Raw genomic sequence first — 16194 nt, 5'->3', positions numbered from 1 at the left:
TTTGAACGCGTCAGGCCAGCACTTCCGCACTGAACGAGGACTTCTTGAAGATGACCACGCAGACTTCCGACGGCTTCGAGTGGACCGACCTCGACCGGCGTGCCGTTGACACCGCCCGTCTGCTGGCGGCCGATGCGGTGCAGAAGGTGGGGAACGGCCACCCGGGCACGGCGATGAGCCTGGCACCTGCCGCGTACACGATCTTTCAGAAGGTGATGCGTCACGATCCCGCCGATCCCGAGTGGGCCGGCCGGGACCGTTTCGTGCTCTCCCCCGGCCACACCTCGCTGACCCTGTACACGCAGCTGTTCCTCTCCGGGTACGAGCTGGAGCTGGACGACCTCAAGGCGTTCCGCACGCACGGCTCCAAGACGCCGGGGCACCCCGAGTACGGGCACACCGCGGGCGTCGAGACCACCACCGGCCCGCTCGGCCAGGGCGTCGCCAACGCCGTCGGCATGGCGATGGCGGCCCGTTACGAGCGCGGCCTGTTCGACCCGCAGGCCCCCGCCGGCACCTCCCCGTTCGACCACACCGTCTGGGCGATCGTCTCCGACGGCGACCTGGAGGAGGGCATCTCCGCCGAGGCCTCCTCGCTCGCCGGTCACCAGAAGCTCGGCAACCTGGTCTTCCTCTACGACGACAACCACATCTCCATCGAGGGCGACACCGCCACCGCCTTCTCCGAGGACGTCCTCAAGCGGTACGAGGCCTACGGCTGGCACACCCAGCGCATCGAGCCCACCGCCGACGGCGACGTCGACGTCCCCGCCCTGTACGCGGCGCTGAAGGCCGCGCAGGCCGAGACCGAGCGGCCCTCGATCATCGCGATGCGCACGATCATCGCCTGGCCCGCCCCGAACGCGCAGAACACCGAGGCCTCCCACGGCTCCGCGCTCGGCGAGGAGGAGATCGCCGCGACCAAGCGCGTCCTCGGCTTCGACCCGGAGCAGACCTTCCAGGTCGAGGACGAGGTCCTGAAGCACACCCGGCGGGCCCTGGACCGGGGCGCCGAGGCGCACGCCGCCTGGGACAAGCGGATCGCCGAGTGGCGCGCCGCACAGCCGGAGCGGGCCGAGCTGTTCGACCGGGTCAGCAAGGGCGAGCTGCCCGAGGGCTGGCAGGACGCGCTGCCGGTGTTCGAGGAGGGCAAGTCGGTCGCGACCCGCGCCGCCTCCGGCAAGGTGCTGCAGGCGCTCGGCCCCGTCCTCCCCGAGCTGTGGGGCGGCTCCGCCGACCTCGCCGGGTCCAACAACACCACCATCGACAGGACCAGCTCCTTCCTGCCTGAGGGCAACCCGCTGCCCGAGGCCGACCCGTACGGCCGTACCGTGCACTTCGGCATCCGCGAGTTCTCCATGGCCGCGGAGATGAACGGCATCGCCCTGCACGGCAACACCCGGATCTACGGCGGCACCTTCCTGGTGTTCTCCGACTACATGCGCAACGCCGTCCGCATGGCGGCGCTGATGCAGCTGCCGGTGACGTACGTGTGGACGCACGACTCCATCGGCCTCGGCGAGGACGGACCCACCCACCAGCCGGTCGAGCACCTGGCCTCGCTGCGCGCGATCCCGGGCCTGAACGTCGTCCGCCCGGCCGACGCCAACGAGACCGCCGTGGCCTGGGCCGAGATCCTGAAGAGGCACGCCGTGAACCCCGCCCCGCACGGGCTCGCGCTCACCCGCCAGGGCGTGCCGGTGTACGCGCCGAACGAGGACGCGGCCAAGGGCGGCTATGTGCTGCGCGAGTCCTCGACCCAGGTCCCGGAGGTGATCATCATCGCGACGGGCTCCGAGGTGCAGCTGGCCGTGGCCGCACGCGAACGTCTTGAGGCCGAGGGCATCGGCACGCGCGTGGTGTCGATGCCGTCCGTGGAGTGGTTCGAGGAGCAGTCGCGCGAATACCGCGAGCGGGTGCTGCCGCCGGCCGTGAAGGCGCGCGTCGCCGTGGAGGCCGGGATCGGTCTGACCTGGTACCGGTACGTGGGCGACGCCGGCCGGATCGTCTCCCTCGAGCACTTCGGCGCCTCCGCGGACGCCGGCACCCTGTTCGCCGAGTTCGGCTTCACCCCCGAGAACGTCGCCGCGGCGGCCCGCGAGTCGCTCGCCGCCGCGCGCGCCTGACACCGACGCCCGATACGACCCGAAAGAAGAACGATCACTGTGACCGAAGCAATCGCGACCCCGGGAGCCCTCAAGCGCCTCGCCGACGAGGGCGTGTCGATCTGGCTCGACGACCTGTCGCGGAAGCGGATCACCTCGGGCAGCCTCGCCGAGCTGGTGGCGAGCGGAAGCGCCGTCGGTGTCACCACGAACCCCTCGATCTTCCAGGCCGCCATCGGCTCCGGCGAGGGCTACGAGGAGCAGCTCACCGACCTCGCCGTACGCGGTGTGACCGTGGACGAGGCGGTGCGGATGATGACGACCGCCGACGTGCGCGACGCCGCCGACATCCTGCGCGAGGTGTACGACGCCTCCGGCGGCCGGGACGGCCGGGTCTCCATCGAGGTCGACCCGCGCCTGGCGCACGACACGGCGGCGACCGTCGCCGAGGCCAAGCAGCTCTTCTGGCTGGTCGACCGCCCCAACGTGATGATCAAGATCCCGGCCACGAGGGCGGGCCTGCCGGCGATCACCGAGGTCATCGGGCTGGGCATCAGCGTCAACGTGACCCTGATCTTCTCGCTGGAGCGCTACCGCGAGGTCATGGCCGCCTACCTGGCCGGCCTGGAGAAGGCCCGCGAGCGCGGCATCGACCTCGCCACGATCCACTCGGTGGCGTCCTTCTTCGTCTCCCGCGTGGACTCCGAGATCGACAAGCGGCTGACCGCCCTCGGCACCGACGAGGCCCTGGCCCTCAAGGGCCGCGCGGCCCTCGCCAACGCCCGCCTCGCCTACGAGGCGTACGAGGAGGTCTTCGCCTCCGACCGCTGGGTCGCGCTCGCCGGGGACAGGGCCAACAGGCAGCGTCCGCTGTGGGCCTCCACCGGTGTGAAGGACCCCGCCTACAAGGACACCCTGTACGTGGACGAGCTGGTCGCGCCGGGCACCGTCAACACGATGCCCGAGGCCACCCTGAACGCCGTCGCCGACCACGGCGAGATCACCGGCGACACGGTGACCGGCGGCTACGCACAGGCTCACGCCGACCTGGCCGCCGTGGAGCGGCTGGGCATCTCCTACGACGAGGTCGTCCAGCAGCTGGAGGACGAGGGCGTCGCCAAGTTCGACGCGGCCTGGCAGGAACTGCTGGACGCCGTGGCCACGTCCCTGAAGAGCAAGGGAGTTGACGCCCGATGACCGAGAACGCCCCCACGGCCGAGGCGCCCGCACCGCAGGCGCCCGCACCCGAGGCGGTGCAGGTCCCGGTGGCCCCGGCCGCCGACTGGGAGAACGCGCTGCGGGACACCCGCGACCGCCGTCTCCCCCGCATCGCCGGTCCTTCCGGCCTGGTCATCTTCGGTGTGACCGGTGACCTGTCCCGCAAGAAGCTGATGCCGGCCGTGTACGACCTCGCCAACCGCGGCCTGCTGCCCCCGGGCTTCTCCCTCGTCGGGTTCGCCCGCCGGGAGTGGGAGGACCAGGACTTCGCGGAGCTCGTGCACGACGCCGTGAAGGAGCACGCCCGCACCCCGTTCCGCGAGGAGGTGTGGCAGCAGCTCGCCGAGGGCATGCGGTTCATCCCCGGCGACTTCGACGACGACACCGCGTTCAAGCAGCTGAAGAACGCCGTGGAGGAGCTGGACGCCTCCCGCGGCACCGGCGGCAACTTCGCGTTCTACCTCTCGGTGCCGCCGAAGTTCTTCCCGAAGGTCGTGCAGCAGCTGAAGAAGCACGGCCTGGCGAGCCCGCCGAAGGGTTCCTGGCGGCGCGCGGTCATCGAGAAGCCGTTCGGCCACGACCTGGCCAGCGCCCGCGAGCTCAACGCGATCGTGCACGAGGTGTTCGAGCCGGACCAGGTGTTCCGCATCGACCACTACCTCGGCAAGGAGACCGTCCAGAACATCCTGGCGCTGCGCTTCGCCAACCAGATGTACGAGCCGATCTGGAACCGCAGTTACGTCGACCACGTGCAGATCACGATGGCCGAGGACATCGGCATCGGCGGCCGGGCCGGCTACTACGACGGCATCGGCGCCGCCCGTGACGTCATCCAGAACCACCTGCTGCAGCTGATGGCGCTCACCGCCATGGAGGAGCCGATCGCGTTCGACGCGGAGGCGCTGCTCACCGAGAAGCTGAAGGTGCTCAAGTCGGTGCGGCTGCCGGAGGACCTCGGCAGGCACACCGTGCGGGCGCAGTACGCGGGCGGCTGGCAGGGCGGCGAGAAGGTCGTCGGCTACCTCGAGGAGGAGGGCATCGACCCGAAGTCGAAGACCGACACCTTCGCCGCGATCAAGCTGGGCATCGACAACCGCCGCTGGGCGGGCATCCCCTTCTACCTGCGCACCGGCAAGCGGCTCGGCCGCCGGGTCACCGAGATCGCGGTGGTGTTCAAGCGGGCCCCGCACTCCCCCTTCGACTCCACCGCCACCGAGGAACTCGGGCAGAACGCGATCGTGATCCGCGTCCAGCCGGACGAGGGCATGACCGTGCGGTTCGGCTCGAAGGTGCCCGGCACCTCGATGGAGATCCGGGACGTGTCGATGGACTTCGCCTACGGCGAGTCGTTCACCGAGTCCAGCCCGGAGGCGTACGAGCGGCTCATCCTGGACGTGCTGCTCGGCGACGCGAATTTGTTCCCCCGTCACCAGGAAGTGGAAGAGTCCTGGAAGATCCTCGACCCGATCGAGGAGTACTGGGCGGCGCACGGCCGGCCGGCGCAGTACGCGTCGGGCAGCTGGGGACCGAGGGAAGCGGACGAGATGCTCGCACGAGACGGACGGAGCTGGCGCAGGCCATGAAGATCGACCTGACCGACACCACGGCAAGCAAGATCAACAAGGCGCTGGTGCAGGGCCGCCGCGCCATCGGCACCCCGGCCGTGGGCATGGTCCTGACGATGGTCATCGTCACGGACGAGGAGAACGCCTACGACTCGATCAAGGCCGCCGAGGACGCCTCGCACGAGCACCCCATGCGGACCCTGGTCGTCATCAAGCGGCACGTCCGCACCCTGCGCGACCGCACCCACTCGCGGCTGGACGCCGAGGTCCGGGTGGGCTCCGAGGCCGGCACCGGCGAGACGGTCGTGCTGCGCACCTACGGCGAGGTGTCCGACCACGCCGACTCGGTCGTGCTGCCCCTGCTGCTGCCGGACGCGCCCGTCGTCGTGTGGTGGCCGGTGGACGCCCCCGACACCCCCTCCGAGGACCCGCTCGGTGCGCTCGCGCAGCGCAGGATCACCGACCTGTACGCGTTCGAGCGGCCGATGGAGGTCCTGGAGACCCGCGCCCGCAACTACGCCCCCGGCGACACCGACCTCGCCTGGACCCGGCTCACCCTGTGGCGGTCGATGCTGGCCGCCGCCCTGGACCAGGCGCGCGTGCGGATCACGTCGGCGGCCGTCGAGGCCGAGGCCAACAACCCCAGCGCCGAGCTGCTGGCCCGCTGGCTGGAGGCCCGGCTGCGGGTGTCCGTGGAGCGCGTGGTCACCGCCGGACCGGTCGTCACCGCCGTGCGGCTGGGCACCCAGAACGGTGAGATCCGCATCGACCGCCCCGAGGGCCCCCTCGCCACGCTGTCCCTGCCCGGCCAGCCGCCGCGCACCCTGGCCCTGAAGGTCCGCCCCACCTCCGAACTCATCGCCGAGGAGCTGCGCCGCCTCGACGCCGACGAGATGTACGCCATCGCCCTCAAGGGCGAGGCCGCCAAGGAGAACGCCTGAGATGGCCCAGTCCGAGTTCCCGAAGCTCACCAACCGGCCCGAGTGGACGGCCCTCGCCGACCACCGCGCCGAGGGGCAGCCGCACCTGCGCGAGCTGTTCGCGGCGGACCCCGGCCGCGCCGAGCGGTACGTGGTACGGGTCGGCGACCTGTACATCGACTACAGCAAGCATCTGATCACCGACGAGACCCTGGCCCTGCTGCAGGAACTCGCCACCGCCACCGGCGTGTTCGCGCTCAGGGACGCCATGTTCCGCGGCGAGAAGATCAACGTCACCGAGAACCGGGCCGTGCTGCACACCGCGCTGCGCGCCCCTCGGGAGGCGGTGATCGAGGTCGACGGCGAGAACGTCGTCCCGAAGGTGCACGCCGTCCTCGACAAGATGGCCGACTTCGCCGGCAAGGTCCGCTCGGGCGAGTGGACCGGCCACACCGGCCGGCGCATCAGGAACGTCGTCAACATCGGCATCGGCGGCTCCGACCTCGGCCCGGCGATGGCCTACGAGGTGCTGCGGCCGTACACCGCACGGGAGTTGACGTTCCGGTTCGTGTCGAACGTCGACGGCGCCGACCTGCACGAGGCCACCCGCGACCTGGACCCGACGGAGACCCTGTTCATCGTCGCGTCCAAGACGTTCACGACGATCGAGACGATCACCAACGCGACCTCGGCGCGCTCCTGGCTGCTGAAGGCCTTCGAGGGCGACGAGAAGGCCGTGGCCCGGCACTTCGTGGCGCTGTCCACGAACACCGAGAAGGTGACCGGGTTCGGCATCGACCCGGACAACATGTTCGAGTTCTGGGACTGGGTCGGCGGCCGGTACTCGTACGACTCCGCGATCGGCCTGTCCCTGATGATCGCGATCGGCCCCGACCGGTTCCGGGAGATGCTCGACGGCTTCCGGCTGGTCGACGACCACTTCCGCACCGCGCCGGCCGAGGCCAACGCCCCGTTGCTGCTGGGCCTGCTGGGCATCTGGTACGGCAACTTCCACGACGCCCAGTCGCACGCGGTGCTGCCGTACAGCCACTACCTGTCGAAGTTCACCGCCTACCTCCAGCAGCTGGACATGGAGTCCAACGGCAAGTCGGTGCAGCGCGACGGGCGGCCGGTGGAGTGGCAGACCGGGCCGGTCGTGTGGGGCACGCCGGGCACCAACGGGCAGCACGCCTACTACCAGCTGATCCACCAGGGCACCAAGCTGATCCCGGCGGACTTCATCGGCTTCGCCCGGCCCGTCGGCGAGCTGAGCGGTGAACTCAAGGCGCAGCACGACCTGTTGATGGCCAACTTCTTCGCCCAGACCCAGGCGCTGGCCTTCGGCAAGAGTGCCGAGGAGGTCCGCGCGGAGGGCGTGCCGGAGGAGCAGGTCACCCACCGCACCTTCCGCGGCGGCCACCCCACCACCACGATCCTCGCAGGCTCGCTGACCCCGTCCGTGCTCGGCCAGCTGATCGCCCTCTACGAGCACAAGGTGTTCGTGCAGGGCGCGGTGTGGCACATCGACTCCTTCGACCAGTGGGGCGTGGAGCTGGGCAAGGTCCTCGCCAAGCGGGTCGAACCCGCCCTCACCGAGGGCGCCGACGTGCCCGGTCTCGACCCGTCCACCACAGCCCTCGTCGCCGCCTACCGCACTCTCAAGAACGCTCAGGAAGTGAACTGATCATGCAGCTCGGTCTCATCGGTCTCGGCAAGATGGGCGGCAACATGCGCGAGCGGATCCGCCGCGCCGGCCACACCGTCATCGGCTACGACCGCAACCCCGAGGTCTCCGACGTCAAGTCCCTCGCCGAACTGGTCGAGAAGCTGGACGCGCCCCGCCATGTGTGGGTGATGGTCCCGGCCGGCACCGCCACGCAGACCGTCATCGACGAGCTCGGCGACCTGCTGGAGGCCGGCGACACGGTGATCGACGGCGGCAACTCCCGCTGGACGGACGACGAGAAGCACGCCGCCGCCCTCGGCATCAAGGGCATCGGCTTCGTCGACGCCGGGGTCTCCGGCGGTGTGTGGGGCCTGGAGAACGGCTACGCCCTCATGGTCGGCGGCGACGCGCAGCACGTGGAGCCGCTGAAGCCGGTCTTCGAGGCGCTCAAGCCGGACGGTCCGTACGGCTATGTCCACGCGGGCCGGGTCGGCGCCGGGCACTTCTCCAAGATGGTCCACAACGGCATCGAGTACGCCATGATGCAGGCCTACGCCGAGGGCTGGGAGCTGCTGGAGAAGGTGCACTCGGTGGAGAACGTCCGCGAGGTGTTCCGCTCCTGGCAGGAGGGCACCGTCATCCGTTCCTGGCTGCTGGACCTCGCGGTCAACGCCCTGGACGAGGACGAGCACCTGGAGAAGCTGCGCGGCTACGCGGAGGACTCCGGCGAGGGCCGCTGGACCGTCGAGGCGGCCATCGACAACGCCGTACCACTGCCCGCGATCACCGCCTCCCTGTTCGCCCGGTTCGCCTCCCGGCAGGACGACTCGCCGCAGATGAAGATGATCGCGGCGCTGCGCAACCAGTTCGGCGGCCACGCGGTCGAGAAGAAGGACTGACCCGCCGTGGGGGACCTTCTGCTGGTCCGCCACGGTGAGACGGAGTGGAGCCGGTCGGGACAGCACACCAGCTGGACCGACCTGCCCCTGACCGAGGACGGCGAGCAACAGGCCAAGTCCCTCGCCCCGCTCCTCACCGGCCGGACCCACGCTCTCGCGCTCTCCAGCCCGCTGGGCCGCGCGTTGCGCACCGCCGAACTGGCGGGCCTCGTCGGGGCCGTGCCCGACCCCGACCTGCACGAGTGGGACTACGGCGGCTACGAGGGTGTCACCACGGTCGACATCCACCGGACGCGCCCCGACTGGGACCTGTGGACCGACGGTGTGCCGCCGGGCCGCGAGGGGCACCCGGGCGAGTCGCCCGAGCAGGTCGGCGCCCGAGCCGACCGGGTGCTGGCCCGGCTGTCCCCGGCCCTGGCCGAGGGGGACGTGGTCCTCGTCGCCCACGCCCACTTCCTGCGCGTGCTCACCGCCCGCCGGCTGGGCCTGCCGCCGGCCGAGGGCCGGCTGTTCCAGCTGGCCACGGGCACGGTCAGCCGGCTGTCGACCGAGCACGGGCGGCCCGTGATCGCCGAGTGGAACAGACGGCCGTAACGGCTCTTCGTCCGCACGCCCCGTCGTCCGCGGCCCGGTTCACCTCTGGTGGGCCGGGCCGCAGTCGTAGAGGAGATGCGTCGCGTCCCGGGAGCCGTACGCGATGGCCGGAACCTGGGTGCAGTGCCCCACGGTCCACCGCTCCAGCCGGCCGACGAGGGTGCTCGGCCGGTGCCGGCGGGCGGCCCGGGCATCGCTGCCGGGCAGCACGACGTAACGCAGCCGGCCGGAGTCGATCAGCTGGTGGAAGCGGGCGGCCGTGGGGTACGGGACCCTTCCGGTGAAGCCGCCCATCGGCAGGATGCGCGCGTCGGCCGAGATGACATAGGGCGCGGCCGCCCACCAGCCGGGGACCGCGGCCAGGTACTCGGCGCCGGCCCGGTGGGCGGTGAGGTAGGCCAGCAGCCGCCGCTGGGCGGGGGTGAGCTTCGCCAGCGGGTTGCCCTGCCGGTGGTTGGTGGGGCCGACTCGGGCCAGGGAACCAGGCTGGTTGTAGCGCAACGACATCGCCGACGCCGACCAGGTGGCGGGCACGAGCAGGGCCGCGGCCAGGCCCAGGGCCAGACCGGCGCTGACGGCACGCGGACGGCGGCGCAGCGCGGTCAGCACCAGCGCGACGACGGCGAGGGCGGTGGCGGTCGGAGCCGACCACGGCAGGAAGTGCGGGTACCACAGGGTCAGCGCCACGCACCAGGCGGCGTTCCCGGCCAGCGCCGCCGGCAGCACCCAGGCCCGTCGGCCGCCCCGCAGTCCCGCCCGCCAGGCCCGTACGACACCGGCGGCGGAGAACGCGGCGAGGGGCACCGCGACCACACCCATGTAGTAGGTGTGTCCGGTCACGCTGCCGAAACTGAAGACGAGGAAGAACGTGGCCAGCCAGACCCCCCACAGCACCTGGCCCGCGAGCACGCGGTCGGTGCGGGGCGCACGCCGCCGCCACAGGGCCAGCGCGCCGCCGACGAGTCCGAGTGCCGCCAGCGGGTAGAGCCAGCCCGTCTGGGTGGCGAGCCCGGGGCTGAACATCTTCCAGACGCTGTCGCCCATGCCGGGACCCGTCCCGGCGGCCCGCAGACTCGCGTTGGGCGCGACACTGCCGGCGCCGGCCGCGTCGATGCCGACCCCGTGGAAGCGGGTCAGGAAGTTGTAGCCGACGACCAGGCCGAAGGGCGAGTTGTCGGTGGTGCCGTCGAGCCACGGGCGGTCGGAGCCCGGGGTGAGGGCGGCCACCAGCATCCACGACACCGACACGGCGAACATCACGGCGGCGGCCGCAGCGAGGTCGCGCAGCCGGCGGCGCAGGCTCACCGGAGCGGCGACGAGGTAGAGGGCGGTGAGTGCGGGCAGCACCGCCCAGGCCTCCAGCATCTTGCACTGGAAGGCCACGCCGACCCAGAAGCCGGCGAGCAGCAGCGGGCCCAGCCGGCCCCGCTCGGTCGCCCGCCAGGCGGCCTCGGCGGCCAGCATCAGCAGCAGGACGAACGGCGCGTCCTCGGTGACGGAGCGTCCGAGCCCGACGATCACCGGGGTGAGGGCGAGGAAGGCGGCCGCCAGCAGCCCGGCCGGCACGCCCGCCCAGCGGCGCACCAGCACGTGGAGCAGGACCACCGAGGCCACCCCTTCGAGCGCCTGCGGCAGGACCAGCGCCCACGGGTGGAAACCGAGAACCAGCGCCGACAGGGCCTGCGGCCACAGGAATCCGGGCAGCTTGTCGATGGTGAGGGTGTTGCCCGGGTCGAAGGAGCCGTAGAAGAACGCGACCGGGTTGTCCGTCATGCTGCGCACCGCGGCGGCGTAGAAACCGTGGTACGAGCTGTGGTTGAGGCCCCACAGGGACAACAGGGCAGCGAGCGCGGCTATGGCGAGCAGCGCGGGACGCTCGTACCGGCTGGCGCGCGGGCGGGGCGGAGCGACGGACGTCGGCCCGTCGTCACGGACCGCCGACTCGGTGGGGGTGCTCAGCATGGACGGCCTTTCAGGCTCCCGGAAACGGAGTGATCCGGGCGCAGCGCGCATACCGGATCTTGCGGAGTATCCGCGCCCGGAGATGTACGGAACCTGAAGCGGAGCTGAACCCGGTGGAGGTCTCACCGGTCTCTCACCCCTGCCGGGGACCTGGTAAGAGCCTGGTCGGATCAGCGCAAGAATCGTCCCGCGTGTTGGGCCGCCAGACGGACCGGGGCGTTCGCGGCGCCGTAACCACGGTAGCCGTCATCGCGTTGGACGAGTTCGAAGAAGACCCGGCCGACCGTCTCGGTGTAGCAGTGCCGGAAGGCGCCGCCCGCGTCCCGGTCGTACAGGATGCCGAGAGCCCGGTAGGTCTCCAACTCGTCGTCGGCGAGGTCGTACCGGGCGGCGAGGTCGTCGTGGTAGTTGGCCGGCACGGGCAGCAGCCGGCCGCCCGCGGCGCGGAAGGCGCGGGCCGCGGCGACCACGTCGTCGGTGGCCAGCGCGATGTGGGCCGCGTGCACGGTGTCGTCCGTGGGTGCCGCGCCGACGCCGAGGGCGATACGGACGCTCCCGTCGGCGTTGGTGACGGCGCGGCTGCGCATCAGGCCGTAGGGGTCGGCGACGTCGACGCTCTCCTGGGCGGTGAGGCCGAGGACGCTGCGGTGGAAGAGCGTGGCCTCGTCGAAGTGGTGCCAGGGCTGGGTGAGGGCGAGGTGGTCGATGCGCATCGCGGAGGGCGCCGGGGTGTCCGGCAGGTCGGCGAAGTCGGCCCGCCAGTCGGGCAGTTCGGGGTCGCCGGTGGCGCAGAAGAACAGTTCCGTGCCGTCGGGGGCCGCGACGGCGTCGAGCGGGGCGTCCCCGGGGGCGCGCCGGCGGGGCAGGACGGGGGCGAGCAGGGCTTCGGCGCGGCGGGCGGCAGCGGCGGGGTCCGGGGACTCCAGGCCGATCGCGGCGAGCCGGGTGCCGTCGCGGCGGGCGGTGGCGGCGGTGTTGACCAGGAGGCGGGCTTCGCCGCGCTGCCACAGGTCGACGGGCTTGCCGCGGTGCCGGGCGGCGCGGGTGAAGCCGAGCGCGGTCAGCAGCGCGGTGACGGGTTCGGCGTCCGGGGTGAGGAGTTCGGCGAAGGCCACCCCGGTGGGCACGACGGGCGGCGGCAGTTCGGCGGCGCCGGCGGCCTCGCGCAGCAGGAGCAGGGAGCGGTGGGCGTCGACGGCGGTGGGGCCGGCGTCGGCCTGCCGGAAGACGTCGTTGAAGACCTCCAGGGACAGCGGCCCGCGGTACCCGGCGGCGAGGACGCGCCGCAGCAGCCCGGTGACGTCGAAGCCGCCCTGTCCGGGGAAACAGCGGTAGTGGCGGCTCCACTGCAGTACGTCCATCGCGAGCAGCGGGGCGTCGGCGAGCTGCAGGAAGAAGATCTTCTCGCCGGGGATGTCCGCGATTCCCTCGAGGTCCTCCGGTTCCGAGCCTCGGGAGAGGATGTGGAAACTGTCCAGGCAGACGCCGAGCGCCGGGTGGTCGGCGGCCTCGACGATCCGCCAGGCGTGCCCGTAGGTGTTCACGTGCCGCCCCCAGGCGAGCGCCTCGTACGCCACTCGTATGCCGAACTCCCCGGCGAGATCAGCCAGTTGGGCGAGTTGACCGGCCGCTCGCGCGTCGTCGTCCACGGCGTTGGGCGACACACTGGAGCACACGAGGACGGTGTCGGCGCCGAGCCGGTTCATCAGCTCGAACTTGTGCCGGGCGCGCCGCAGATTGTGCACGAAGACCTCGTCGGGCACGCCCTCGATGTCCCGCATCGGCTGGTACAGATCGATGCTCAGCCCGAGGTCGGCGCAGCGCGCGCGGATCTCCTCGGGGGCGAGCGGGCAGGCGAGGAGATCGTTCTCGAAGATTTCCACCCCGCCGAACCCGGCCCGCGCGACGGCGGCGAGCTTCTCGGTGAGGGTGCCGCTCAGGGAGACGGTGGCCATGGACGTGTGCATGCCGGTGCTCCTCGTCATCCGACGGCGCTCCCCGAGCGCTCGACGCCCACCAGTTCCTCGAAGTCGGCCAGCATCCGCCCACCGTCCGGCGACCGCCCCGTGATCAGCCGGAACGCGTCGGCGGCCTGGAACACGGCCATCCCGCCCCCGGCCAGGACGGCGCAGCCACGCGCGTGAGCGACCCGCAGCAGCTCGGTCCGAAGCGGCCGGTAGACGACCTCCGCGACCCACAGACCGGGATGCAACAGCTCGGCGGGCAGGGGCAGTCCGGGATGCGCCGCCATACCGGTGGGCGTGGCATGGACGAGCCCCCCACAGCCGCGGGCCTCACCGAGCAGCGCCGGAAGCCGGTCGGCCGTGGCCGCTCCCGCCCGGCCGGGGCCGAAGTGCCGCACCAGCGAGTCCGCGAGCGCGGCGGCCCGCTCGGGCAGCGCGTCGACGACGGTGACCCGCCCGGCGCCCAGGGTGAGCACCGCGTGTGCGACGGCCGCGCCCGCGCCGCCCGCGCCGAGCTGCACGACCCGCTCCAGCGGGGCGTCCGGCAGGCCGCGCGCGAAGGAGGCGGCGAAACCGGTCACGTCGGTGTTGTGGCCGACGGCCCGGCCGTCGGCGAAGACCACGGTGTTGACCGCGCCGAGCGCCTCGGCCCGCGGGTCGAGGGCGTCGAGGTGGTCGAGGACCAGCTGCTTGCAGGGGTGGGTGATGTTCAGCCCGTCGTAGCCGAGGTCGCGGGCGGCGCGGACCAGGTCGCCGACCGTCTCCGGCGCCCGGCCGAGGACGTCGATGTCGAGGAGCCGGTAGAGGTAGCGCAGGCCCTGCCGGTCCGCCTCCCGGTGGTGCAGGGCGGGGCTGAGCGAGGGGCCGATGCCGGCCCCGATCAGCCCGACGAGATACGCGTCCTTGGCCATGCGGCCCTCCCGAGGCGGCACTAATGTACGAACCAGTACGTTAGCTATATCAGCCGAGGGGGCCGTGGGGAAGAGCCGGGCGACTTCGGGGCCCCTGCTTCTACAATCACCGGCACGCACACAGCGAGCCCGCCGCCCAGGCGTCCACCGGCCCGAAGGACAGCGATGACCAGCGTCGAAGAACCCGTACGACCCGGGGGACGGGTGCGCGACGCGGCCCGCACCCGGGCCGAGATCCTCGACGTGGCCACGCAGGAGTTCGCGCGGGCCGGCTACGACGGCGCGCGGGTCGACGAGATAGCGGCCCGCACCCGCACCACCAAGCGGATGATCTACTACTACTTCGGCGGCAAGGAGCAGCTGTTCACGGCCGTGCTGGAGCGGGCGTACGGGGTGATCCGCGAGGCCGAGCAGGAGCTGGACGTCGAGCACCTGGACCCGGTCGCCGCGATCCGGCGCCTGGCCGAGCTGACCTTCGACCACCATGAGCGGCACCCGGACTTCATCCGCCTGGTCAGCATCGAGAACATCCACGGCGCCGAGCACATCGCGGCCTCCGAGAAGCTCGGGAAGATCGGTTCCCCGGCGCTGGAGGTGATCCGCCGGATCCTCACCGCGGGGCAGGAGTCGGGGCTGTTCACGGCCGACGTCGACGCGGTCGACCTGCACGCGATGATCAGCTCGTTCTGCTTCTTCCGGGTCGCCAACCGGCACACCTTCGGCGCCCTGTTCGGCCGGGACCTGGTGGACCCCGCCCAGCGGGAGCACTACCGGAGCATGCTCGGCGACATGGTGATCGCCTACCTGACGGCGGAGCGCGCGGCCGGCTGACCCCGGCCGGCCCACGCCCTCGCACGGACCGTCGTTCGGACTCTTGACAGTGGGGAAACACCGGCGCAACATCCCACCCACCACGACTAACTATCCAGTGGGTTAATTAGCAGCCGCGCTCCGGCCCCTCGCCCGCTCCCTCCCCTCGTCGCTCACTCCGCCCTTCCGCAGGGTGGAGTCCCCCCGAAGGAGCACCGCCGTGTCCGTCCCCTCCCCCGCGCCCGCCGCCGACGCCCCTCCCGGCCAGCCCTGGAAGGCGGCGACGGCCGCCTGGATCGGCAGCGCGCTGGAGTACTACGACTTCTTCGTCTACGGCAGCGCCGCCGCACTGATCTTCCCGAAGGTGTTCTTCGACTCCTCCGACCCGGCGACCGCGACCCTGCTGTCGCTCGCCACCTTCGGCGTCGCCTACGCCGCCCGGCCGCTCGGCGCGCTGGTCCTCGGGCACGTCGGCGACCGGCTCGGCCGCAAGAAGATCATGGTGTTCACGCTGATCCTGATGGGTCTGTCGACCTTCCTGATCGGCTGTCTGCCCACGCGTGCCCAGGCCGGCTCGCTCGCCCCGGTGCTGCTCGTGCTGTGCCGCGTGCTGCAGGGCATATCGGCGGCCGGCGAGCAGGCGAGCGCGAGTTCCATGAGCCTGGAGCACGCGCCGCCGGGCCGGCGCGGGTTCTTCACCAGCTTCACGCTCAGCGGCACCCAGGGCGGCCAGCTCGTCGCCACGCTCGTCTTCGTCCCCGTGTCCAGGCTTCCCGAGGACCAACTGCTGTCGTGGGGCTGGCGGGTGCCGTTCTGGCTGAGCGTGGTGGTCGCCGTCACCGGTTACGTCATCCGGCGCCGGCTGCGCGAGACCCCGGCCTTCGCCCGGCAGGCGGCGACCGAGGGCGTGGTCCGGCTGCCGCTCGCGGTGCTGCTGCGTGAGCACTGGGCGGATGTGCTCCGGGTGATCGCGGGCGCCCTCATCGCCTCGGTCAGCACGATCTTCACGGTGTGGGCGCTGGCGTACGCCACCAGTGACCGGGTCGGGATGTCCCGTACGTTCATGCTGTGGGTGGGGGCTCTGGCCAACCTCGCCGCGCTGGCCGTGATCCCGCTGTGGGCCACCCTCTCGGACCGGATCGGGCGCCGGCCGGTGTTCCTGGTCGGCGCGGTGGGCAGCGCGGCCGCGATGGCCGGCTATCTGTGGGCGATCTCCACGGGCTCGCGCCCGCTGACCCTGATCCTCGGTGTCGTCGCCTTCGGGCTCGTCTACAGCGCCGCGAACGGTGTGTGGCCCGCCTTCTACGGCGAGATGTTCGCGACCCGGGTGCGACTGTCGGGCGTGGCCATCGGCACGCAGATCGGCTTCGCGGTGGCTGGGTTCGCGGTCACCTTCGCCGCCGAGATCGCCGGTCCGGGCGGCGATGACTGGTCGGCGGTGGCCCTGTTCACGGCGGCGCTGTGCCTCCCGCCGACCCTGGCCGCGCTCACCGCCCGTGAGACGCACCGGGTTCCCACGGAACTGCTCGGGGAGCGCGAGGGGCGGCAGCCGGCGGGGGCCGAGCGGGTCACGGCCTGAG

The 16194-nt window shown here is 71.9% G+C and carries 12 protein-coding genes; 9 read left to right on the top strand and 3 right to left on the bottom strand.

Annotation, left to right across the window (positions count from 1 at the left end; genetic code table 11):
- The first annotated feature begins 50 nt into the window (after window positions 1–50).
- Genes tkt through ABT288_RS05965 form a run of 7 tightly spaced genes read left to right on the top strand, consistent with a single transcriptional unit; the run spans window position 51 to window position 8967 of the window.
- Entirely contained in the window at window positions 51–2126 is a 2076-nt protein-coding gene (tkt, locus tag ABT288_RS05995) for a transketolase (protein ID WP_351603212.1), read from the top strand.
- 33 nt (window positions 2127–2159) lie between these two features.
- Window positions 2160–3302: a transaldolase gene (gene tal / locus ABT288_RS05990; RefSeq protein WP_351603326.1), complete on the top strand. Its 1143-nt coding sequence runs from the start codon at window positions 2160–2162 to the stop codon at window positions 3300–3302.
- A complete protein-coding gene (zwf, locus tag ABT288_RS05985; RefSeq protein ID WP_351603210.1) occupies window positions 3299–4906 on the top strand; it encodes a glucose-6-phosphate dehydrogenase in 1608 nt (535 codons plus the stop codon). The genes tal and zwf overlap by 4 nt, the downstream gene beginning before the upstream one ends.
- Window positions 4903–5829, top strand: a complete 927-nt coding sequence (gene opcA, locus ABT288_RS05980) for a glucose-6-phosphate dehydrogenase assembly protein OpcA (protein ID WP_351603208.1) — start codon at window positions 4903–4905, stop codon at window positions 5827–5829. Before zwf ends, opcA begins: the two co-directional genes overlap by 4 nt.
- Before the next feature lies 1 nt (window position 5830).
- Window positions 5831–7492 carry a glucose-6-phosphate isomerase gene (pgi, locus tag ABT288_RS05975; protein ID WP_351603206.1) on the top strand — a complete coding sequence of 554 codons (1662 nt, stop codon included), beginning with the start codon at window positions 5831–5833 and terminating at the stop codon, window positions 7490–7492.
- A 2-nt stretch (window positions 7493–7494) separates the two neighbouring features.
- Window positions 7495–8373, top strand: coding sequence for a phosphogluconate dehydrogenase (NAD(+)-dependent, decarboxylating) (gene gnd / locus ABT288_RS05970; RefSeq protein ID WP_351603204.1), 879 nt, complete (start codon window positions 7495–7497; stop codon window positions 8371–8373).
- Between the two features lie 6 nt (window positions 8374–8379).
- Window positions 8380–8967: a histidine phosphatase family protein gene (locus ABT288_RS05965; RefSeq protein ID WP_351603202.1), complete on the top strand. Its 588-nt coding sequence runs from the start codon at window positions 8380–8382 to the stop codon at window positions 8965–8967.
- Window positions 8968–9006: 39 nt separating this feature from the next.
- On the opposite strand, the gene ABT288_RS05960 is transcribed toward ABT288_RS05965, so the two are convergent.
- The 3 genes from ABT288_RS05960 to ABT288_RS05950 all read right to left on the bottom strand — a co-directional run bounded on the left by ABT288_RS05960 (window position 9007) and on the right by ABT288_RS05950 (window position 13804).
- Window positions 9007–10929 carry an ArnT family glycosyltransferase gene (locus tag ABT288_RS05960; RefSeq protein WP_351603200.1) on the bottom strand — a complete coding sequence of 641 codons (1923 nt, stop codon included), beginning with the start codon at window positions 10927–10929 and terminating at the stop codon, window positions 9007–9009.
- Window positions 10930–11099: 170 nt separating this feature from the next.
- Window positions 11100–12896: a bifunctional sugar phosphate isomerase/epimerase/4-hydroxyphenylpyruvate dioxygenase family protein gene (locus tag ABT288_RS05955; RefSeq protein WP_351603198.1), complete on the bottom strand. Its 1797-nt coding sequence runs from the start codon at window positions 12894–12896 to the stop codon at window positions 11100–11102.
- Between the two features lie 14 nt (window positions 12897–12910).
- Window positions 12911–13804: a shikimate dehydrogenase gene (locus ABT288_RS05950; protein ID WP_351603196.1), complete on the bottom strand. Its 894-nt coding sequence runs from the start codon at window positions 13802–13804 to the stop codon at window positions 12911–12913.
- A gap of 165 nt (window positions 13805–13969) precedes the next feature.
- Here ABT288_RS05950 and ABT288_RS05945 point away from each other — a divergent pair, with 165 nt between their 5' ends.
- Together ABT288_RS05945 and ABT288_RS05940 are read left to right on the top strand one after the other, a co-directional pair.
- Window positions 13970–14635: a TetR family transcriptional regulator gene (locus tag ABT288_RS05945; protein ID WP_351603194.1), complete on the top strand. Its 666-nt coding sequence runs from the start codon at window positions 13970–13972 to the stop codon at window positions 14633–14635.
- Window positions 14636–14834: 199 nt separating this feature from the next.
- Window positions 14835–16193, top strand: coding sequence for an MFS transporter (locus ABT288_RS05940; protein WP_351603192.1), 1359 nt, complete (start codon window positions 14835–14837; stop codon window positions 16191–16193).
- The last annotated feature ends 1 nt before the right edge of the window (window position 16194 follow it).

This window comes from Streptomyces sp. NPDC001093 (genome assembly GCF_040298985.1).
GTDB lineage: Bacteria > Actinomycetota > Actinomycetes > Streptomycetales > Streptomycetaceae > Streptomyces.
The sequence above is the reverse complement of the archived record's forward strand: the minus strand, read 5'-3'. Positions and strand labels throughout refer to the sequence as shown.